Annotated in this window: 13 protein-coding genes and 1 pseudogene; 12 read left to right on the top strand and 2 right to left on the bottom strand. The window is 70.7% G+C overall.

The window, feature by feature from the left end; all coding sequences use genetic code 11:
- The first annotated feature begins 220 nt into the window (after nucleotides 1-220).
- Genes F7P10_RS19180 through F7P10_RS19160 form a run of 5 tightly spaced genes read left to right on the top strand, consistent with a single transcriptional unit; the run spans nucleotide 221 to nucleotide 10203 of the window.
- On the top strand, nucleotides 221-1138 hold the full coding sequence (locus tag F7P10_RS19180; RefSeq protein WP_176611558.1) for a DUF1702 family protein: 918 nt from the start codon (nucleotides 221-223) through the stop codon (nucleotides 1136-1138).
- Nucleotides 1135-3075 carry a CRTAC1 family protein gene (locus F7P10_RS19175; protein ID WP_151010680.1) on the top strand — a complete coding sequence of 647 codons (1941 nt, stop codon included), beginning with the start codon at nucleotides 1135-1137 and terminating at the stop codon, nucleotides 3073-3075. The genes F7P10_RS19180 and F7P10_RS19175 overlap by 4 nt, the downstream gene beginning before the upstream one ends.
- Nucleotides 3072-4070: an enediyne biosynthesis protein UnbU gene (locus F7P10_RS19170; RefSeq protein WP_176611557.1), complete on the top strand. Its 999-nt coding sequence runs from the start codon at nucleotides 3072-3074 to the stop codon at nucleotides 4068-4070. Before F7P10_RS19175 ends, F7P10_RS19170 begins: the two co-directional genes overlap by 4 nt.
- Entirely contained in the window at nucleotides 4067-9736 is a 5670-nt protein-coding gene (locus tag F7P10_RS19165) for a type I polyketide synthase (protein ID WP_176611556.1), read from the top strand. The genes F7P10_RS19170 and F7P10_RS19165 overlap by 4 nt, the downstream gene beginning before the upstream one ends.
- Nucleotides 9733-10203, top strand: coding sequence for a thioesterase family protein (locus F7P10_RS19160; RefSeq protein ID WP_151010676.1), 471 nt, complete (start codon nucleotides 9733-9735; stop codon nucleotides 10201-10203). The genes F7P10_RS19165 and F7P10_RS19160 overlap by 4 nt, the downstream gene beginning before the upstream one ends.
- 200 nt (nucleotides 10204-10403) lie before the next feature.
- Here F7P10_RS19160 and F7P10_RS19155 read toward each other — a convergent pair whose 3' ends face one another.
- Both F7P10_RS19155 and F7P10_RS19150 read right to left on the bottom strand, forming a co-directional pair.
- Complete coding sequence (locus tag F7P10_RS19155) at nucleotides 10404-11192, bottom strand: hypothetical protein (RefSeq protein WP_254716699.1); 789 nt, start codon at nucleotides 11190-11192, stop codon at nucleotides 10404-10406.
- Nucleotides 11193-11601: 409 nt separating this feature from the next.
- Nucleotides 11602-12384, bottom strand: coding sequence for a DUF6008 family protein (locus F7P10_RS19150; protein WP_218040576.1), 783 nt, complete (start codon nucleotides 12382-12384; stop codon nucleotides 11602-11604).
- Nucleotides 12385-12984: 600 nt separating this feature from the next.
- Here F7P10_RS19150 and F7P10_RS42465 point away from each other — a divergent pair.
- The 7 genes and pseudogenes from F7P10_RS42465 to F7P10_RS19110 all read left to right on the top strand — a co-directional run bounded on the left by F7P10_RS42465 (nucleotide 12985) and on the right by F7P10_RS19110 (nucleotide 20523).
- The gene (locus F7P10_RS42465) at nucleotides 12985-13212 is read left to right on the top strand and encodes a hypothetical protein (RefSeq protein ID WP_176611555.1); all 228 of its coding nucleotides are present in this window, start codon (nucleotides 12985-12987) and stop codon (nucleotides 13210-13212) included.
- A 149-nt stretch (nucleotides 13213-13361) separates the two neighbouring features.
- Entirely contained in the window at nucleotides 13362-13649 is a 288-nt protein-coding gene (locus F7P10_RS19140; protein WP_151010671.1) for a hypothetical protein, read from the top strand.
- Between the two features lie 24 nt (nucleotides 13650-13673).
- Nucleotides 13674-14489 (top strand): tyrosine-type recombinase/integrase, encoded by an 816-nt coding sequence (locus F7P10_RS19135; RefSeq protein WP_151010669.1) that lies wholly within the window; start codon nucleotides 13674-13676, stop codon nucleotides 14487-14489.
- 576 nt (nucleotides 14490-15065) lie between these two features.
- A complete protein-coding gene (locus F7P10_RS19130) occupies nucleotides 15066-15605 on the top strand; it encodes a hypothetical protein (RefSeq protein ID WP_151010667.1) in 540 nt (179 codons plus the stop codon).
- Between the two features lie 123 nt (nucleotides 15606-15728).
- Nucleotides 15729-16297 (top strand): annotated as a pseudogene (locus tag F7P10_RS44485) (transposase); the annotation flags it as partial.
- 373 nt (nucleotides 16298-16670) lie between these two features.
- Nucleotides 16671-17519, top strand: coding sequence for a hypothetical protein (locus tag F7P10_RS19115; protein ID WP_151010661.1), 849 nt, complete (start codon nucleotides 16671-16673; stop codon nucleotides 17517-17519).
- A gap of 76 nt (nucleotides 17520-17595) precedes the next feature.
- Complete coding sequence (locus F7P10_RS19110; RefSeq protein ID WP_254716698.1) at nucleotides 17596-20523, top strand: caspase family protein; 2928 nt, start codon at nucleotides 17596-17598, stop codon at nucleotides 20521-20523.
- Nucleotides 20524-20529: the final 6 nt, after the last annotated feature.

Raw genomic sequence — 20529 nt, 5'->3', positions numbered from 1 at the left:
GATGTTGCATTTTGAGTCCCTGGATGCAGGGCAGAGTGGATGTTGACACCGCTCCGCGGGTCGATGAAAAGAGTTGACCGCATGCGGACATGCGAAATTCTTCCATCTTGACATGCGGCTTTAATAACAATTAGTTGGTAGCTGGTCCTAACCTCAGGTGGAGAACATGCATAGCAATTTTCCGACCGGCGTACCGAACTCCCGCCTGCCACGTCTGCTCATGCTCGACGAAGAGCGCATCTCGCTCGACAAATACGGCCACGCGCGCGGCGACACGGAGATCCGGGCGCGGCTGGAGGGAGTGGTGGGCGCCTTCGCCGCGGGGTACAACGCGGCGCTCGCCGAGCGCGAGGGCCCGCTCGACCTGTGCCGGATGCCGCAGGAGCTGCGCGGCTTCGCCTATGAGGGCGCCGCGATGAGCCGGACGCTCCTCGACCTGGTCACGTGCTCGCGCGGCCGCCGCCTGGACGACCTGCGCACCGGACCGGGCCGCGGCTACCCGCACCTGATCCACGTCGGCGCCGGCTGGGCGTACGCCCGGCTCCGGCTCCGCCCGCGGCCGTCGGGCAAGGATGCCGGCGGGCTGCCCCGGTGGCTCGCCTGGGACGGCTGGGGCTTCCACAACGCCTACTTCCGCCCCGGCCCGGTGTACCGCGAGCGCCGCGTCGAACGCGCGGCGCGCGGGGAGGTGCGTCCCGTCCGCGACCAGGGGGCGGGACGGGCGCTGTGGTTCCACGCCTGCGCCGACCCGGAGCGGATCGAGCAGATCATCGGCCGGTTCCCCGGGGACCGGCGCGCGGACCTGTGGGCCGGCGTGGGGCTCGCCGCGGCCTACACGGGCGTCCAGCCGCGTCCCGTGCTGGCCCGGCTCGGCGAGGCGTCCGGGGTCCATCGGGGCCATCTCGCCCAGGGCGCGGCGTTCGCGGCCAAGGCGCACGTGCTGTCGGGCGAGGTCCCCGGCCGGGTCGGGGCGGCCGTGGCCGAACTGTGCGGAACGACGGCGGACACCGCGGCGGAGTGGACCGACACGGCGCTGGCCGTGGCGTCCGCGCGGGGCGGTGGCGTCGCCGCCTACCAGCAGTGGCGGGCCGGGGTGCGGCGCGCCTGGCAGAACGAGACCGGAGGGGTGCGGGCATGATCGGTGGACTGCGGGCGCGGCTGGTGCAGGTCTGCTCGATCGTGCTGCTCGTCGCCGGATGGGAACTGGCGACGCTGCCGGACGCCGACGACGCCGAGGCGGCACGGCTCGCGGCGCCGTTCGCGTTCGAGCGGACGGCGCTCAACGGCACCGGCACGCCGCGCGGCGAGCGGACCGTCGCCCCCGCCTACGAGCACATCCGGCACTGGATCTCCTCGGTGGGCGCGGCGGTCGCGCTGGCCGACATCGACGGCAACGGACGCTCCGACGACGTCTGCCTGGTCGATCCGCGCGACGACTCGGTGACCCTGCGGCCGGCGCCGGGCACGGGGCGGCGCATGCCGCTCACCCGGCTCGCGCCGGGCGGACTGCCCTTCGACCGGACCATGGCGCCGATGGGCTGCACGCCGGGCGACTACAACGAGGACGGCCGCACGGACGTGCTGGTCTACTACTGGGGCCGGTCGCCGGTGCTGTTCCTGCGGACCCCGGAGCCGCTCGGTTCCGCCGCCGCGTTCGCCCCCAGGGAGATGGTCGAGCCCTATCAGGTGTGGAACACCAACGCCGTCTCGCTGGCGGACGTGGACGGCGACGGGCACGTCGACGTCGTCGTGGGCAACTACTTTCCCGACGACGCCAGGGTGCTCGACCCCGCCGCCCGCCAGGACGAGCTGGTCATGCAACGCTCCATGTCCGCCGCCTACAACGCGGGCGTGAACCGGGTGCTGCTGTGGCGGTCGGGACGGGGCGGCGAGCGCCCCGCCGCCTCGTTCGCCGAGGCGCGGGGCGCGTTCTCCGAGCGGACGGCCGGGGGCTGGACGCTGGCGGCCGGGGCGCAGGACCTCGACGGCGACGGGCTGCCGGAACTGTACTTCGCCAACGACTTCGGTCCCGACCGGCTGCTGGCCAACGCGTCCACGCCGGGCCGGGTGAGGTTCCGGCTGGTGGAGGGCACCCGGAAGTTCACCACCCCGAAGTCCAAGGTGCTGGGCAGGGACTCGTTCAAGGGGATGGGCGTGGCGTTCCCCGACCTGAACCTCGACAACGTCCCCGACATGGTGGTCAGCAACATCACCGAGACGTACGGGCTGCTGGAGAGCAACTTCGCCTGGCTCAGCCAGAGCCGGCGGGTCTTCGACGGCGGCACCGCCCGCTACGACGACCACAGCGAGCCGCTCGGCCTGTCCCGGTCCGGCTGGGGCTGGGACATCAAGACGGGCGACTTCGCCGGGGACGGCCGCACCCAGGTCGTGCAGGCGACCGGCTTCATCAAGGGCGGGACCGACCGCTGGGCGCAGCTCCAGGAGCTGGCCATGACCAACGACGACCTGCTCGCGAACCCCGGCGCGTGGCCGGACTTCCAGCCGGGGGAGGACGACATCTCCGGCGGCAACCACAACCCGTTCTTCGTGCGCGGATCCGGCGACCGATTCGTCGACGTCTCCGCGCGCGTCGGCGTGGCCGACACCAGCGTGACCCGGGGCATCGGCCTCGCCGACATCGACCACGACGGCCGGCTCGACTTCGCCACCGGCAACCAGTGGGGCCGGTCGTTCCTGTACCGCAACACGCGGACGGCGCGCCCGCCGCACCTCGGGCTGCGGCTGGTCCGCCCGGCGGGCGGCTGCCCCGCGGGCACGTCCCGTCCGGACCCGCGGGCGGACGGCGCGACCACGCCCGCGATCGGGGCGTCCGCCGAACTGCACGCCGGTACCGGCGGCCTGCGGATCGGCCAGGTGTACCCCGCCAACGGGCACGCCGGGGTGTCGGCGCCGGAGCTGCTGTTCGGCCTCGACCGCGGCACCACGGCGGTGCCGGTCACCCTCACCTGGCGGGACGCCTGCGGGAAGCGCCACACCGGGCGGATCCGCACCGCCCCCGGCTGGCACACGCTCGTGCTCAACCCCGACGGTTCGATCCGGGAGATGATCCGGTGAGTTCAGCGACCCCTCAGACGACCACGGCGGAGCCGCCCGCGCGGCCCGCCAAGGACCCCCGCGTCATCGCCCTGCGCCGGTTCGCGATCTCCATCACGGCGTTCACGATCCTGGGCCACACCGTGCTGGGCTTCGAGCAGGCGTACGTCACCCCGCTCGCCGCGCTGGCCGTGGCCTACACGCTGGAGCTGGGGCTGGAGGCCCTGGACGCGTGGGCGAACCGCCGCCCGCGCAAGTTCGCCGGCGGGCCCCGGACGATGGTGGAGTTCCTGCTGCCCGCGCACATCACCGCGCTGGCGTGCGCGATGCTGCTCTACGCCAACAGCCGCCTCGGCCCCGTCGTCTTCTCCGTGATCATCGGCATCACGTCCAAGTACCTGATCCGGGTGCGGGTCGGCGGCAAGGTGCGGCATGTGATGAACCCGTCCAACCTGGGCATCGCGGTCATCCTGGTGCTGTTCCCCTGGGTCGGGATCGCGCCGCCCTACCAGTTCACCGAATGGGTGAGCGGACCCCTGGACTGGGTCATCCCCGCGCTGATCCTGGCCTCGGGGACCATGCTCAACGCCATGCTCACCAAGAAGATGCCGCTGATCCTCGGGTGGGTGGGCGCGTTCGCCGCCCAGGCGGTCGTGCGCACCCTGATCGACGGCACCTCCACGGTCAGCGCGCTGCTGGCGATGACCGGCGTGGCGTTCGTCCTGTTCACCAACTACATGATCACCGACCCGGGGACGACGCCGGTCCGGCCCCGCAACCAGGTGTGCTTCGGCGCGGCGACGGCGGTGGTGTACGGCCTGCTCGTCACCTTCCACATCGTCTACGGGCTGTTCTTCGCCCTGGTCATCGTGTGCGCGCTGCGGGGGGCCGGACTGGGGCTGCTGTCGCTGCGCCGGCGCGCTGCCGAGCGCACCGCGCCCCGCGCCGGCGCCGCGGCGCCGCGGCAGGCGGTGCTGCCCGGCGCGACGCTCGCGACGCCCGACGAGGCCCGGTGAGCGCCGTGGACGCCGCCGCGATCGCCGTCGTCGGGATCGGCTGCCGGTACCCCGACGCCGCCGGCCCGCAGCGGCTGTGGGAGATGGTCCTGGCGGGCCGGCGCGCGTTCCGGCCGCTCCCGCCCGAGCGGCTGAACGTGGACGACTACGCTGGCGACGGCCCGGACTCGACGTACGCGCGGTTCGCCGCCGTCCTGGAGGACTGGACGTTCGACCGCGCCCGCCACCGCGTGCCCGGATCCACGTACCGGGTCACCGACCCGACCCACTGGCTCGCGCTGGAGGTCGCCGCGGACACGCTGGACGACGCCGGGTTCCCCGGCGGGCGCGGGCTGGACGGGGACCGCGCGGGCGTGGTGCTGGGCAACACGCTCGCCGGCGAGTTCAGCCGGGCGTCGCTGCTGCGGCTGCGGTGGCCGTACGTACGGCGCGTGGTGGAGTCCGCGCTGGCCGGGACGGCCCTGCCCCCGGCCGAGCGGGACGCCCTGATGGCGCGCCTGGCGGACGGGTTCAAGGAGCCGTTCCCCGAGCCGACGGACGAGAGCCTGGTCGGCGGGCTGGCCAACGCCATCGCGGGCCGGGTGTGCAACCACTTCGATCTCCGCGGCGGCGGCTATACCGTCGACGGCGCCTGCGCGTCGTCGCTGCTGGCGGTCACCACGGCGTGCACGGCGCTCGCGGACGGCGACCTGGACCTGGCGCTGGCCGGGGGAGTGGACCTGAGCCTCGACCCGTTCGAGCTGGTCGGCTTCGCCCGGGTGGGCGCGCTGGCCGCGACGGAGATGCGGGTCTACGACGCGCGGCCCACCGGCTTCCTGCCGGGGGAGGGCTGCGGCATGGTCGCGCTGATGCGCCTCGGCGACGCGCTGGACGACGGGCGGACCCCGCTGGCCATCATCCGCGGCTGGGGCGTTTCGTCCGACGGGCGCGGCGGCCTGACCCGGCCGGAGAGCGACGGGCAGGCGCTGGCCATGCGCCGCGCCTACGCCCGCGCCGGCTTCGGACCCGAGACCGTGCCGCTGTTCGAGGGGCACGGAACCGGCACCGAGATCGGCGACCACGCCGAGCTGCGCGCGCTGAGCGAGGCGCAGGGCGGCCGCCGCACGCTACCGCCCGCGGCGATCGGGTCCGTGAAGGCGAACATCGGGCACACCAAGGCGGCGGCAGGTGCCGCGGGGCTGATCAAGGCCACGCTCGCGCTGCACCACCAGGTGATCCCGCCGACCGTCGGCTGCACCCGGGAACACGAGTTGCTGCGCCGCCCCGGGGCGCCGCTGCGGACCGTCCCGGAGGCGACCCCCTGGCCGCGGGCCCCGCTGCGGGCCGCGGTGAGCGCCATGGGGTTCGGCGGCATCAACACCCACATCGTGCTGGAGGGCGCCGCGCCCCCGCGGCGCGGCGCGTTCACGCTCACCGAGCGGCGGCTGGCCCGCCGCCCGCTGGACGCCGAGGTGTTCGCCTTCGCGGCGGAGACCGCCGCCGACCTCGCCGCGTCGCTGCGGCGGGTGGCGGACCGCGCGGACGGCATCTCGCTGGCCGAGCACATCGACCTGGCCGCGGCCCTCGCCGAGTCCGCCGCGCACGCGGCGCCGCCGTTCCGCGCCGCCGTCGTCGCCGGCGACCCCCGGACGCTGGCGCGGCGGGCGCGCCGGGCCGCGCAGCTCCTGGAACGGTCGGAGCACCCGCCGCCGGCCGCCGTCCCGGGCGTCTACCTGGGGCGGGGCGCGCCGGGCAGGGTCGGTCTCCTGTTCCCCGGGCAGGGCGCCCCGGTCCGCACGGACGCCGGAGCCCTCGGCGCGCTGCTGCCGGACGTGACGGACCGCTTCGCCGGCGCCGGCGGCGACCCCGTGGACACCGCCGTGGCGCAGCCCGCGATCGTCCGGGCGTCCCTGGCCGGGCTGCGCTGGCTCGCCCGGATCGGCGTCGGCGCGGTCGGCGCGGTCGGCCACAGCCTCGGCGAGATCACCGCCCTGTGCTGGGCGGGCGCGCTCCCCGAGGAGGACGGCGCCCGGCTGGCCGCGGCGCGCGGCCGCGCCATGGCCGACACCGGGGAGCCGGGCATGGGCATGGTCTCGCTCGCCGCCCCGCCGCCGGCGGTCGCCGAGCTCATCGCGGGAACCCGGCTCGCGGTGGCGGCCGACAACGGCGCCGTGCAGGTCGTCGCCGGCCCGGTCGCCGATCTGGACGCGGTGCTGGACCGGGCCGGGCATGCCGGCGTCACCGCCCGGCGGCTGGACGTCGGCCACGCCTTCCACACCGCCGCGGTCGCCGCGGCGCGCCCGCCGCTCGCGCGCCTGCTGCGCGGCGTGCCGCTGGACCGCCCGCGGCGGCCGGTGCACTCCACGGTCACCGGAGGCGTCCTCACCCCGGACGACGACCTGCGCGAACTGCTCGTCCGGCAGGTCACCGAGCCGGTCCGGTTCCGCGCCGCGCTGGCGGCGCTGGCGACCGGCTGCGACCTCCTGGTCGAGTGCGGCCCCGGGCACTCCCTCAGCACCCTGGCCCAGGAGATCACCGACGTACCCGTGGTGACGCTGGACGCGGGCTCGGCTTCGGCCGAGCCGGTGGCGCGGGCGACCGGCGCGCTGTTCGCGGCGGGCGCGGTCGGGGACCCGAAGGCGTTCTTCGCCGAGCGGTTCCACCGCCCGTTCGTCATCGACCGCGCGCCGGCCTTCCTCGCCAACCCCTGCGAGAGCGCCCCGCGCGTGCCGGCGGGTCCCCCCGGCCCCCAAGAGGCCGGCGGAGCCGCGGCCCCGCCCGGCGAGACCCGCTCGGACGGGGCGGTCCCGAACGGGGCCGGCTCGGACGGGGGTGCGCGGGACGCGGTGGTCCGGGACGCGACCGTCCCGGACGGAGCGGCCCCGGCGGGCGAGCGGGAGACCGGCGCGACCGCGGCCACCGGCACCGGCCCCCTGGACGCGGTCCGCGACCTGGTCGCAGACGCCCTCGAACTGCCCGCCGAGATGATCGGCGACGACGACGGGCTGCTCAGCGACCTGCACCTCAACTCGCTGCGGGTGATGCAACTGGCCGTCCGGGCCGCCGAGCGGTGCGGGCGCGCCGTCCCGGCCGCGCCGCCGCCGCTGGCGTCCGCCTCCGTCGCCGACCTCGCCGCGGCGGTCGCGGAACTGCCCGCGGCCGACCGTTCCGGCGGCCGCACCGGCGGCCCGCCCCCGGGAGTGGAGGAGTGGTTCCGCGTCCTCGCCGAGGAGCGCCGCCCGGTACGGCTCCCCGGCGAACGCGACCCCCGCCATTGGCAGATCGGAGGCCGGGGGCCCCTCCGCGCCCTCGCCGAACCCCTGCTCCACACCGTCGCCGGCGCGCCGCCCGCGCACGCGGTGTTCCTTCCCGAAGACCCCGGCGACGCGGCGATCGACGCGCTGCTGGAGGCGGCGTCGGACGCCCTCGCCGCGAGCGCTCCGCTGACGGTGGTGGACCTCGGCGTCACCGCGTCCGGTCTCGTCGGCGGCCTCGCCCAGGAGCATCCCGACCGGGATCTGCGCTGGATCGGGGTCGACGCGGCGACCGGGGCGGCGGCCCGCACGGTCGCGGACGCGCTCGCGACACCCCACCGCGGCCACACCGAGCTGCTGGTCGGCGCGGGCGGAGAGACGGCCGAACCCGTCCACCGTCCCGTCCGGCTCGCGTCCGGGGAGCCCCCGCTGGCCCCCGGTGACGTGCTGCTGGTGACGGGCGGCGGCCGGGGCATCGGCCTGGAGACCGCCGCCGCCCTCGGCGACCGCTGGGGCGTGCGGCTCGCCCTCCTCGGCCGCGCCGATCCCGCCCACGACGCGGACCTGCGCGCCGGACTGGACCGCCTGGAGGCCGGCGGGACCGTGGTCCGCTACGAGGCCGCGGACGTCGCCGATCCGGCCGCGGTGCGCGCCGCGATCACCCGCATCACCGGCGCACTCGGCCCCGTGCGCGGCGTCGTGCACGGCAGCGCGATCAACCGGCCCGCGCGGTTCGCCGAGCTGAGCGCCCGGGACTTCGCCGCCCATGCCGCGCCCAAGCACCACGGGCTGCGGACGCTCCTCGGCGCCCTCGACCCGTCCGGCCTGCGGCTCCTCGTCACCTACGGCTCGGTGATCGGCCGGTTCGGGCTGCCGGGGGAGGCGCACTACGCCCTCGCCAACGGGCGCCTGCGCGAACTCGCGCGGGTGCTGGCGCCCGAACTGCCCGGATGCCGCGTCCGCAACATCGACTGGACGGCGTGGTCCGGCGCCGGGATGGGCGAACGCCTGGACGTCCTGGACGGGCTGGCCGCCGGCGGCGTCACGCCGATGCCCGTCGAGGTCGGCACCCGCCTGGCCGCGCGGATCGCCGAGTCCGGCACGGCGGCGACCGTCCTGGCCACCGGCAGGCTGCCCGCACTGCACACCACGGACGCCGGGACCGGGGACGGATCCTTCCGGCGGGTCCGGACGCACACGCCGGGCGTCGAACTCGTCGCCGAGACCGAACTGAGCCTGCGCGACGCCCCCGAGTTCGACGACCACCGCATCGACGGGCTCGCGGTCCTGCCCGCGGTGAGCGCGCTGGAGGTGATGGCGCGGGCCGCGTCCGCGCTGACGGGGCGGCCGGCCACGGCCGTGGCCGGCGGCGCCTTCGAACGCCCGATCATCATCCCGGAGGACGGGGCCCGCACCGTGCGGGCGTGCGCGCTGGCCCGGCCGGACGGCGACGTGGCGGTCGTGCTGCGCAGCGACGAGACCGACTTCGCCGTCGACCACTTCTCCGGCACCGTCACCGGCCCGGCCGCACCGCCGGCCGTCCGGCGCGTCGACGGCGTCCCCGGTCCGCACGACGGCCGCTCACTGTACGGCCCGCTGTTCTTCCACGGTCCGCGCTTTCGGCGGCTCGTGCGCTTCGAACGCCTGTCGGCCACCGGCTGCACGGCGCTCCTCGAAGCCGGGGAGGCGGGACCGTGGTCGCTGGGCGATCCGGCGCGCAACGACGCCGCCGTGCACGTGCTGCAGGCCTGCGTCCCGAACCGGCGGCTGCTGCCCGTGGGATGCGCCCGCTTCACCGTGCACGGTGACGGCTCGGGTGAGCTGACCCTGGACGCCGCCGAGAGGTCGCACGACGGCGCGGAGTACGTGTACGACGTCCTGCTCGCGGACGCCGCCGGACGGCCCGTGCTGAGCTGGACCGGGCTGCGGCTGCACGACGTCGGCCCGCTGCACGCCGAGCGCGGGCTGCCCGCCGCGGTCGTCGGCGTCCACCTCGAACGCGGTCTCGCGGGCCTGCTGCCCGGCGTGCGGCTGACCATGGAGGGCCTCGTGCCGTCCGTGTCCGGCGGCGCCGTCGTGATGGGCGAGGTCGAGTGCGGTGAGAACGGGTGCGAGGAGGCGGAGCACGGTGGGGACGGGTTCGGCGACGCCGGACGGCGGGCCCAGGCGGACCGGCTGCGCAGGCTGACGGGCGAGTCCCCGGCGCGCGTCCGCGCCCGCATGCGGACCGTCGAGGCGTGCCTGCGGAAGGCGGGACACGACCCGCGGACGCAGCTCGCCGTGCAGGGAGTGTACGAGGACGGCTGGGCGGCGCTCCGGACGCGCGGCGGGCACCGGATCGTGTCCGTCCTGCTGGCCGTCGAGGGAAGGCCGGGCCCGGTCGCCGTCGCGATCGCGGCGGACGGCGTTCCGGCGGAAGGACGGCGCGCATGACCCCTTACTACGAATTCACGCACCGGGTGACGTTCGCGGACACGAACGTCGTCGGCAACGTCTACTTCGCCACCTACCTCGCCTGGCAGGGCGCCTGCCGGGAGATGTTCCTCGCCGACGAGGCGCCCGGCGTGGTCGAGCGGCTGCACGACGACCTCGCGCTGGTCACCGTGGCGTGCTCCTGCGACTACTTCGCCGAACTGTTCGCGCTGGACACGGTGGGGGTGCGCATGACCCTCACGGACTTGACGGACAACCGGATCGGCATGGGCTTCGCCTACTACCGCATCGGGCGGGGACCGGCGCTGCTGGTCGCGCGCGGCGAGCAGACCGTCGCCTGCATGGCGCGCTCGGGCGGCGAGCTCTTCCCGGAGCCCGTCCCGGAGGAACTGGTGCGGGCGCTGCTCCCCTACGGGGCGAACGGCGTGCCGAAGTCCCCCGTCCACGCAGGCGGTCGCCGTCCATGACCCGCCGGACGGGATGACATTTCCGGGACACGTCACCGATCGCGGCGAAACTGTGATGCGGGTGCGTCCGGCCTATCTCGGCGACCTCATAGTAAATTGTTCGACCGGCACCGGGCGGCTGTCCCGGTCGACATTTCGTGCACGGCCCGTCCGGCGTCCCGTGAAGGGTGCCGGACGGGCCGTTGTTTCGGCGAATCCCGTCACGCCCAGGGCGCCACGGGGAACCAGATCAGGTCGCGGCGAGCCAGCAGGCGAACGTCCCAGTAGAGGAAGGTGAAAACCCCGGCGGCGATGAGCATGACGCCGGTGATAAGTGCGATCCGTCCTGGTTTCGCCGCGAGCCGGCGGCCGAGGGACCCGCCGGCGGCCACCGCCAGCACCAGGAAGACCGCGCCGAAGATGACGATGTTGCCGAGGGACTGCAGCGCGAAGGTCCCGGCCCCGTAGAGCACGTTGCCCTCGTCGGCGACGTCACGGAACAGCTGCCGGTAGAGGCCGTACGGGCGCCCGATCAGGAAGCCGCCGATCAGCCCGCCCATCACCAGCATGCGTCCGTTCGGGAACCGGCTGAACGGGTCCTTGACCAGCCCCAGCGCGGCCAGCCCCAGATAGGTCAGCACCAGCCCGATGACACCGAACACGATCATCGACTGGATGCTGCGCGGCGAGAGGCCGCTGGTGTGGGCGGCGGTCGAGTACTGCGGCATCCGCGTTCCGGCGACCGCCACCACGACGCCGTACGCGGCCGAGACGGCGGCGGCCCCGGCCGCCAGCCACAGCAGCGGCCTGACGGCCGCACGGAGGCGCCGCCCGGCGCCGCCCTGCCCCGCCATGGGGGCGGCCGCCCCGATGGCCGCGATGTTGCAGGCGGTGAACGTCCCCCCGAGACCCGACGCGAAGGCGAACGCGGCCCCGGAGAGGAGCCCGCCGATCGGCGCCCCCTCGGCCTCGTGCCCCAGCAGCGCGTTCGTCGTGTTCGCACCGATCACGCGATCGACGAATTCCGCGGACCAGATCACGGTGAGGACGAATCCGGCCAGTACGCCGCCGAGTACGGCGAGCCCGCGCCGTGCCGGAAACGTGGGCGGAGAAGGTGCTTCGGGAACTGCTTTGGCATGCTGGACCTCGGCCACGGTGTTGCCCTTTCTGTGTCGTCCGCCGGGTGCGTTGGTGAACCTCCTTGATGAGAACCCAGAATTGAGAATTACGCAATCACCGCCAGGGTGGCGATGATTGTGAAATGGAACGTTATGTGGAACGGAACCGGGAGATCGGAGCATCGTGCTCGGCCGTCGGCCTCGTCCGGCGCGTACGGAATGGACGGAACGGCGCGCACGCGAAAGGCGGGCAGGTTCCGGCATGCCGCCGGAACCTGCCCGCCGCGCGTTCGGGTATGCGCTACTCCCGGACGTCTCGGACGGCCACCGGTGCGGGCGCGGCCGTCCGGTCCCGCCCGTTCACGGGCCGGTGCCGTGCCGGCGGCGCGAGGGCGCCCGGGGCATCCTCCCCGGACGCCCGATGGCTCGCCTCGATCTGGTCGCGTTCGCGCCACAGGTGGTACACCGCGATGGCGAAGACGACCGTGCCGATGAGGTTGGCGAGCATGTGCCACCAGATCCGGTAGGTCCACAGGCCGGGCCCCGGGTCGAGGAGACCGAACCAGGTGGACATGCCGATGGCCTGCTTCGCGCCGAGCGCCACCGACAGGGTCAGCACGGCGTGCTCGATCCCGTGGATGCCCTGCATCCACGTCCCCATCTTCGCCCATCTGCGTGCCCGGGTCGCCAGCGCGCGCCGGGTGATCAGCATGACGCCGACGATGCCGGCCAGGAAGATGAGGTTTCCGGCGAAGTGGAGGATCTCCATGCCCAGCGTCGGTTTGGAGGCGTCGACCTGGCCGAACCCGTTTGCGAGCCCGGTGCCCCAGGGGGTCATCCACGCCTGGGAGTTGGGGTTGAGCACCCAGTACCCGGTCTGGGCGATGTGCTCCTGGACGTGCCCCAGCTGACCGAGGACGCCCAGGCCGATGACCGCGGCGGCCGCGCGGAACATCCACGGCTGGACGGACCGCCGCCCGGCGTAGGCGAGCACTGCCACGGCCGCCCACATGGCCATCGTCCACAGCAGGAGGAGCACGGCTCCCGCGTAGTCCCACGCGGACACCGCTGAGGCATGGTGCATGGCGTCTCCTCAGGTCGATTCACTATATGTTTAGAAAGTAGCGAATGATCTACTGCGCGACCTTCGCCATGCTGCGGGCTTCATGTCGCCTCGGGGTGACCCCTATGTCACCGGCCGGGCCATAGGCCGGCACACGGCGCCCCGGCAGTGCTGCCGCCTGTGCCGACCGGGCGGGCCTCATGATGACGTGGCGGCCCGATCGACTCGCGCGTCTTGCCCGAACGGGGTCGGTGACCCCGCATCACCAAGGCCGTCCCCGCCCCCTGGTGCCGATCGTCATCACCGTCGGCGACAAGGGCGCCCTGCCCTTCTTCCTGCCCGCCCCGGGCATCCCCGACGTCCCCTTCACCTTGGGCACGCTCCCCCTCATCGCTCCGTACGCGCTCGTCGGGCCGAGGTGTTCAAGGACGCCGCGGAGGCGGCCGCGGCAGTGGTTCCCCACCGCGTCGGCCCCCCATCGGCCCCCACGCGGAACCAGCGGCCCTCCCGATGATCCAGACATCGGAAAGACCGCATGGTCGGTACTCCAGCCGGGTGCGAGTCCGGTCCGGGCCGAAGCCCAGCGTCGCCGCGCGACCCACGGCGAAGGCCATGGAGGCGGTGAAGATCCTGGAAGGCGGCCGCGAGGGACTCTCCGGCGTGAGAGGGGGCGGAACGCCAGAAGGTGACGGCGGGAACTGGGTCCGGGACCACGGCGCATGGTCGGCGCGCCATGACGCACCTGCGGGACGGAGCAGCCGACGAAGACAGCCGACCGTCGGCCCGTTCAAGACCAAGAAAGCCGCCCAGCAGGCACTCACGGCCAAGCCGAAATCCATGGACGGCTGAAGACAGGCGCCTACCTGGAGAAGGTCTGGCTCCCAGCCAAGAAGGAGAGCCTGTCCGGCTCGACCTTCGCGAACTACGCGGAGATCGTCCAGCTCTATCTGGCGCCCGGGCTCGGGCACCTCAGGCTGGTCGACCTGAGGGACAAGCATGTGATCGGCCTGTACGAGGCCATCCTGCAGATCAACCCTCCGCTTCCCCACGCAGAGAAACCCAGCGAGCTGCTTCGGCGTCTCCTCGAAGTGCGCGCGTACTCGACGCGGCCGCCCAAGCCCGGAGAGCGTCCGCGTCGGAAACAGACCGAGCCCATCTCGCCGACGCGGGTGAAGAAGGTCCACGCGGTTCTGCTGTCCGCTCTGAACTGGGTGGTGAAGTCCAAACGCCTGCGGGAGAACCCGATCGAGCAAATGCAACCACCACGCATCAGGGACGGAGGATGAAGCCGCTCGTCTGGACGGCCGAGCGTGTCGAGCGGTGGCAGGGGGCCGGGACCGGTGATGGTCTGGACACCCGCCCAGACGGGATCGTTCCTCGACTTCATCGCGGAAGAACGGTCGTACGCCCTCTCCCCCCGGTCGCTTTCCGCGGGCTGCGTCGTGCCGAGGTCGCGGACCTGGCTTGGGCCGACACCGACCTGCAGGGCACAGCTGACCGTCCGCGAGACGAGCCCGGGTACCGAGGACCCCGGCGACGAGTACGACGACACCAAGTCCGAGGCGGGCGAGCGCACCGTGGCGCTCGACGAGGCGACCATGGCGGTACTCCTGGACTGGCGAGCCCGCCAGGAACGCGAGACTCGCGTCGGCCCCGAGGTGCGGGTGGACTCCGGGCGGGTCTTCACCCGCGAGGACGGAGCCCGGCCGCGTCCTCAGTGGATCTCCACGCGGTTCGAGGACCTCATCAAGAAGTACGGACTCGTTCGGCACAGGCATTCGGTCGAGGACTGCCAACCTGATCGCCGTTGCCACCGGCTCTCCGATCGCACCGTTCAGGCGGCGATCGCGGGTGATCCGCTGCCGCCGATCCGCTTCCACGATCTGCGGCACGGCGCCGCGACGCTGGCCCTGCTGGGCAACGTCAACATGAAGGTGATCAGCGAGACGCTCGGGCACGCGCGCCCTTCGTTCACTGCCGACACCTACACCTCGGTGCTTCCGGAGGTGTCCAAGGAGGCGGTGGCGGCGGTCGTTCACCGCCGACCGCAGGCGGGGACACCCGCTGCCGCCAACGTGATCTCGTTCGCGGACCGCCGCAACAGGCGCGGCGAGCACGCAGGGTAACCGAGCCGAGCGAACCAGCAGCCGGTCATCGACCGGTGAGGAGGTCGCTCTCCCGAAGCCCCGTGCACACCACGCGAGGAAAACGGACATCTCGAACGCGACAGGAGCTTCGCCGAAAATCTCGCTTTCGACGAAGCCCCTGGTCAAGCGGCGGAGGATCGGGGATTTGAACCCCGGATGGGCGTGAACCCAAACCGCATTAGCAGTTCCTTTTAAGGTGTGATATAGGGTAATTCATGGTCCCCGTAAATCCATGTTTCCGCAGGCCAGCAGCTCGCACAATGCCGCCTCGTTGCCCATGATCCATTATAGTTCGTGCGCACCCTGTGCTCACCAACCGCCAAGGTCGCCCAAGGTGGCCACCCGTCATGCGCGTACTCACCGTATTCGCCAAGACGGGTCTCTGTCGTCTCCAGGCCGCCCACGGTCGAGATCAAGTTGCCCCTGTGCCGGGCAGCCCGGCTTGCTGGGCTGCCGCTGGAGCCCGGTGCGGGTCTCGTGTACGAGTGTGCGCCCCCGCTCGCCTGATGACATATCCAGATGCAAACCTGCACCGGCTCCCTGATACTTGACTAGATGAGCGGAAAGTATGGCTTTGAGCGGAACCCGGCAGTCGTGTCCTGGCGAACGCTACTTCAGGAACAAATAGAACGTGAGGGCGCGTCGCGCACATACGACTATATGGACCAGCCTCCGGCGCAGGATCACGTCGCTGCTGAAATGCATCGGCTTCGTGGCCTCGTGATGGCTCAGGGGACAGAGACAGAATCAGTTCTTAGAGAGATCGTCAAATGCTTGGAATCGAACCTTAATATAGAGAAAAGTACGGCTCGTCGACTAACTAAAGACATTCGCAGGCTCTTGAGTGGCGACGATGAGGCTTTCTGGGAATATGAGCTCTGTCTCATTGAAGAGGCCATTGACCGGCGTAACCATGCCGTGCATTCTGAAGTCGTCATCGGCTCTTCTTGGGAAGATTATACTACCGGTGGCGGCGAATGGGTCCCTGTGATTGGCCTGCTCGGCAAGGAACAGTACGACGAGGTGGACCTCCAGAAGGACTTTACTCTCCAGTGGCATGCAACCCAGGCCGCTGTCGCAATCCTTTTAACCTGAAGCGGCATTGATCGATAGGCGAACTGTCGTCGTGAAATTCAATGCAACGGTCACGCTTGATGGTTGGCTAGCAGCCCGCGCGAACAGCGCGCGGGTGCGGGCGTGCCAGGCGCAGCGGGTAAGATCCGCACCGATTCGAAAGGCGGCACCCACGATTTCGTCGACTGGGTCGCCCGCCGGCGGCTGAAGTACTCGATTGGGTTCACCCTGGCCGACGATATCTGCGACGCGATCCTCGCACTGCCCGAGAACGTGTGGCAGTGCACCTACGATGCCGACTGGCAGTCGCGGCCGGGCGCGTGGTGGCCGAGCTGACCGGCATGGGCGACCTTTCGGGTGGGCGAAGGGAATGTGGGTCATCGTCCGCCGCGAACGCGCCCAATCCCGGCGCCCGTTTGCGGTCCTTCGACAGCGACCGACACCGCATCACCTGCTTCGTCACCGGCACCCACCGCGGGCAGTTCGCCGACCAGGAGCTGCGCCACCGCCACCGGGCCCGCTGCGAGGACCGCATCCGGTGCGCCAAGGACACCGGCGTGCGTAACCTGCCTCTGCACGACTTCGCCGCCAACCAGCTCTGGCTGGAGGTGGTCGTGCTAGTCGCCGACCTGACCACCTGGGCCCAGATGCTCGCCTTCAAGGATCACCCGGCCCGCTGCTGGGAGCCCAAGCGGCTGCGCCTGCGCGTCTTCTTGACTGCCGCCGCGATGGGGCGTCTGCAGGTGCTCCCGGCGCCCTGACCGGCACGAACCGTCCCGTCAACACTCAGGAAGGAGAAGGCCCGGGCCAGTGGAACCCCGCCCACCCGACGCGACAGTCGGGTACCACGGCTGACCTCGCCTCACGGAAGATCGAGGCTAATGCTGGAGAACCGATCGGCGCTGTGGTGGAGAAAGAGATGCGGGCAGTGCGGACCGGGAGCCGCTGGGGAGTCAGGCGTTGCACATGTCCTGATGCGGACAGCGCGAAAGGGGCGCGCTCACTCTCATGACATCCTTGCCTAGAGTGTTTGGGGTGGTTCGGCGACCCAGTCTTCGAGGGGTGACGAACGAGAGGGGTCTTTCGATGAGCCAGGTCCTCTTTTGTCACGGTATCGGATACCGAAAACGACACCGGGAACGGATGCATGCGAACTGGTACGACGCGCTTCGTACCGGAATGATAGATACGAATTTGCCCCCTCTGGAGGCGACCGTGATACGGGCAGTTTACTATGGCAACTGCTTCCGGTCGCTGGCCGCCAAAGGCGGCGGTGAGGAGGAGGGGCTCGAGGGCTTCGACGATGTCCCGAACTACGGTTCGACGGACATACGGGCGGATGTCGAGATCGAGCTGCTGAACGCGTTCGCTATGGCCGCCGATCCTGGTTCCGAGGGCGGCAAGGGCGCTGCCCAGGCACTGCTGCGCCGACTGGAACGCAGCCGGCTGCTAGGGGATGTTCCAGCGAAGGCCGTTATCTGGATGATCAAGCAAATGCATCGGTACTTGACCGATGAGAATTTGCATGAACAGGTTCAGGAGCGGTTTGCCGGGCATGTGACCGACCGAACTAGAGTGGTACTCGCCCACTCGCTGGGGAGCGTGGTGGCCTACGAGGCGCTGTGCGCACACCCTGAATGGGAGATCGACACGCTCATCACCGTGGGCTCCCCACTCGGGCTCCGAACTATATCTTCCCGGCTGCGCCCACCTGTCGGCGTGGACGGTGCACAGTGGCCGCACGTGCGCAGATGGGTCAACGTCGCGGCAAAAGAGGACCCCGTGGCCCTGGTCAAGGAACTGGGACCTGTATACGGTGAAGCCATCGAGGACAAGCCGGTGAGCAACGGCCGATTCGCTGCCCATTCGGTGCTGCAGTACCTGACGACGGCAGAAGTCGCCAGAGAGATCGCCGATGCGGTCGGCCGAGGATAGGTCCGCGATCGCGGAACGTCGCGTCTGTGTCGTCGCGGGAACGCAGACGTACGTAGACTGGAAGGACCTCCGCCATGTGCCGGAGGAGATCTCGCTCGTTCGAGGTGCCCTCGTCGAGGCATGCGGCATGGACGCCTACGACGGTATCGGGCTCGATCCGACGGCCGATGAACTGAAGGATGCCGTCAGGGCGGCCACCGCCGCCGACCCGCAGGCCGATATTCCTGCTGCGGACTTTTTAGTCCTGTACTACTCAGGGCATGGTTTTCTCCGTTTCGATACGGAATTCTGTCTTGCAGTCAAGAACGGCTCCAGGAGCGACGAGTCCACCTTCATTTCCGCGCATGCGCTGCTGGCGGCCGTGTACGACACCGACGTCAGAGCAGCAGCGGTTATCTTGGACGCGTGCGTTTCCGCGGAGGCGGGCGGCGCGTACGGGGGGCTGCTGCAGCAGATCGAAGGTCGCCGTGCCTTTGCTCCGACCGTCTACCTCTTCACCTCCACCAGTCGTATCGAAGACGCGGAGCAGTTGGTCTTCGCCGAGGCATTCGCTGCGGCCCTGCGAGAACCGGGGATACCGAGAGGCAAACGTTTTATCCCGCCTTCCGTGCTTCGTGACGAAATTGACGTCCGCATGTCGCGAAGCGGGCAGACGCCGACACTCGACTTCCCTCAGGTGTCCAAGGTCTGCGAGATCTTTCCCAACCCGCTCAACATGTGGCGGAAGTACGACAGACCGTCGGAGACTGTATCCGGCACGGGCTGGCGCTTCTGCGGACGCAGGCAGGCGGTGTCCGAGATGGTCGCCCACCTCAGCGCCGAGCGGCCGCCTGACCGTCAGTACCTCGTCACCGGTGCCAGCGGTTCCGGAAAGTCGACCCTTCTGCGCTGGGTGGTCGCCGCCGCGGAGGGAGCTCCCCTCCCCTCGGGAGAGGGCGACCTCGCGCGATTGGTCCCGTTGGCGTGCGTAGACCTCTTCTTGGATGCCAGGGACCAGTACGCCCACGACGTGCTCAAGCAGATCGGTGACAAGTTCGGCGTTCGGAGCGAGGTGGGCACGGACGACTTCTTCCGGGAACTGGAGGGTGTTGCCGGTTCCAAAAGAATCCTCGTCGACTCCGTGCATCGGGCCACCGAACCCGCCGAACTGATCGAGGACGCACTGATCCCGCTGGCGCGGCTGTCAACCACCCGATTGGTCATGGCGTGTGACAGCGTCCCACGAGGCCTGTCGGCCCACGAGATCGATCTTGAAGGCCCAGACTACTTCGACGCCGTCGATGTCAGAGAACTCGTCTGGGGCGTGCTCGCGGACAGGACGGATTCGCGGCACCGCAACGCGCGTCACGCGGTGCTAGAGGACATTTGCGACCGGGTGGCCGAACAGGCGGGAACCTCGTTTCTGCGTGCCTATCTGTTCGCACTCGACATGGCGGCGCGCGACTCCCACGATGTCGAGGCCGAGATGCGTGCGTCCGTGACCGAGATCTTCCGTGAGCAGCTTGCCCGATTGGCACCGGACGATCCGACGTGGGCCGCCGACCTGCTGGTCCCGCTGGCGTACGCGTTCGGCGCTGGTATGCCCAATCGGCGGGTGTGGCTCGGCGTGGTGCGACGCCTTACGGGACGCGATGCTGATCACGAGGACCTCCTGCGCCTTTTCGACAAGGCCGACGAATTCATGACCGAGTCGCCTAGGGGGGAAGAGGACGCCGGCTGGCGGATCCAGTCGGAAGAACTCGCTCAATATCTCGCGGAGCTGCACGAGAGTGGTCGCGTGCATGCAGCGTTCACAGAGGCGCTGCTTGATGCGCTGCCCGTCGGCATGGACAGAACGCCGTCCTGGGGGCGGGCCGATCGCTACACGAGGGTCAATTTTGCTGAGCACGCATTTTGGGCCGGGGTTCTCGACGAATATCTCGACGATCCGGGTTTCCTTCTGGCGATGGACTCCAGGCGCCTTCGAAGGGCATTCACCTTGTGGGGGACTGAATCGGCGCGCGCGGTGCGCGAGGTCTGTGACCGTATGCGCGGCAGCGGAGTTGACGACGGTTGCACCGTGTCCCGGTTGTCCTTCCTGGCGGCCGCATTCGGCCGGGACCGGCTCGCAGGCCGGGCCGCGAGCATGACGGATCGCTGGAAGGGCTCATGGATCGAACGCGCGCCCGCGGAATCCGTGGCGGTGGTGAACCATGGTGGCGGCCACCTCGTGGTGGCCCTTCGCGAGGGTGGTGCACTGGTGTGTACTCTCCGCACGGGGCGCTGGTGGCGCCTTTCCCTGGACGACCGGGATCTGGTGACCGCGCTGGACGCCGGGGTCCTGGACGGACGGCCCTTCGCCGTCGTCGGGCAACTGAGCGGCCGAGTGACCCTGCACGAACTGAACGAAGAGGATGACCCCTCGGAGCTTTGTCGTTTCGACAGCCAGGTCGTCAGCTGTGTCCTCCGGCAGGGCGAGCTCTACGTGTCCGCGCTTCAGGAATGGACGTTTTTCGAGGTCGGTGTCGGTGCAGGGCCGAAGGTCGATGTCTTCGGCCATTTCCTGGCCGACCTGTCGGCCACCACTGTTGCGGGCCGTCGACTGGTCGCTGGGATCACCGCCAACGAGGTCATCCTCTGGGACGCGTCGGGCGAGGAAATCGACCGGTTCCGGACGTCGCAGAGCCGGGCGCTCACCTCTGTGACGGTGCTCGGCACGGAAATTGTAACAGCGAGCGACGATGGAAGCGTCCAAGTCACGGAACTTCGCGACGGCCGAACTTGGCCACTTTTCTCTCTTGGTGATCAGCCGATTACGTCACTACGCTGCTGCAATACATCGGATGGTCACCGATTGCTGGCCACGGGCCAAAATGGCTCGCTAATCATCTGTGGTGTCGGCGAACGGTCGGCGGCCAATCCCATTAAGGTGGATGTGGGATTTCCTGTTCAGTCTGCGGATCTTGAAGAAACGGGGCGTTTGGTGGTAGCCACAGAGAAAGGCATTGTTCGCCTTTTTCTATAAGGTGTC

The sequence above is a fragment of the Actinomadura sp. WMMB 499 genome (assembly GCF_008824145.1).
Lineage (GTDB): Bacteria > Actinomycetota > Actinomycetes > Streptosporangiales > Streptosporangiaceae > Spirillospora.
The sequence above is the reverse complement of the archived record's forward strand: the minus strand, read 5'-3'. Positions and strand labels throughout refer to the sequence as shown.

What these genes read in the sequence shown, in the direction of transcription:
- F7P10_RS19180 (WP_176611558.1), top strand. Translation starts at nt 221, where the DNA reads ATGCTCGACGAAGAGCGCATCTCGCTCGACAAATACGGCCACGCGCGC.
- F7P10_RS19150 (WP_218040576.1), bottom strand. Translation starts at nt 12,384, where the DNA reads ATGCACCATGCCTCAGCGGTGTCCGCGTGGGACTACGCGGGAGCCGTG.
- F7P10_RS19160 (WP_151010676.1), top strand. Translation starts at nt 9,733, where the DNA reads ATGACCCCTTACTACGAATTCACGCACCGGGTGACGTTCGCGGACACG.
- F7P10_RS19115 (WP_151010661.1), top strand. Translation starts at nt 16,671, where the DNA reads ATGAGCCAGGTCCTCTTTTGTCACGGTATCGGATACCGAAAACGACAC.
- F7P10_RS19130 (WP_151010667.1), top strand. Translation starts at nt 15,066, where the DNA reads ATGAGCGGAAAGTATGGCTTTGAGCGGAACCCGGCAGTCGTGTCCTGG.
- F7P10_RS19175 (WP_151010680.1), top strand. Translation starts at nt 1,135, where the DNA reads ATGATCGGTGGACTGCGGGCGCGGCTGGTGCAGGTCTGCTCGATCGTG.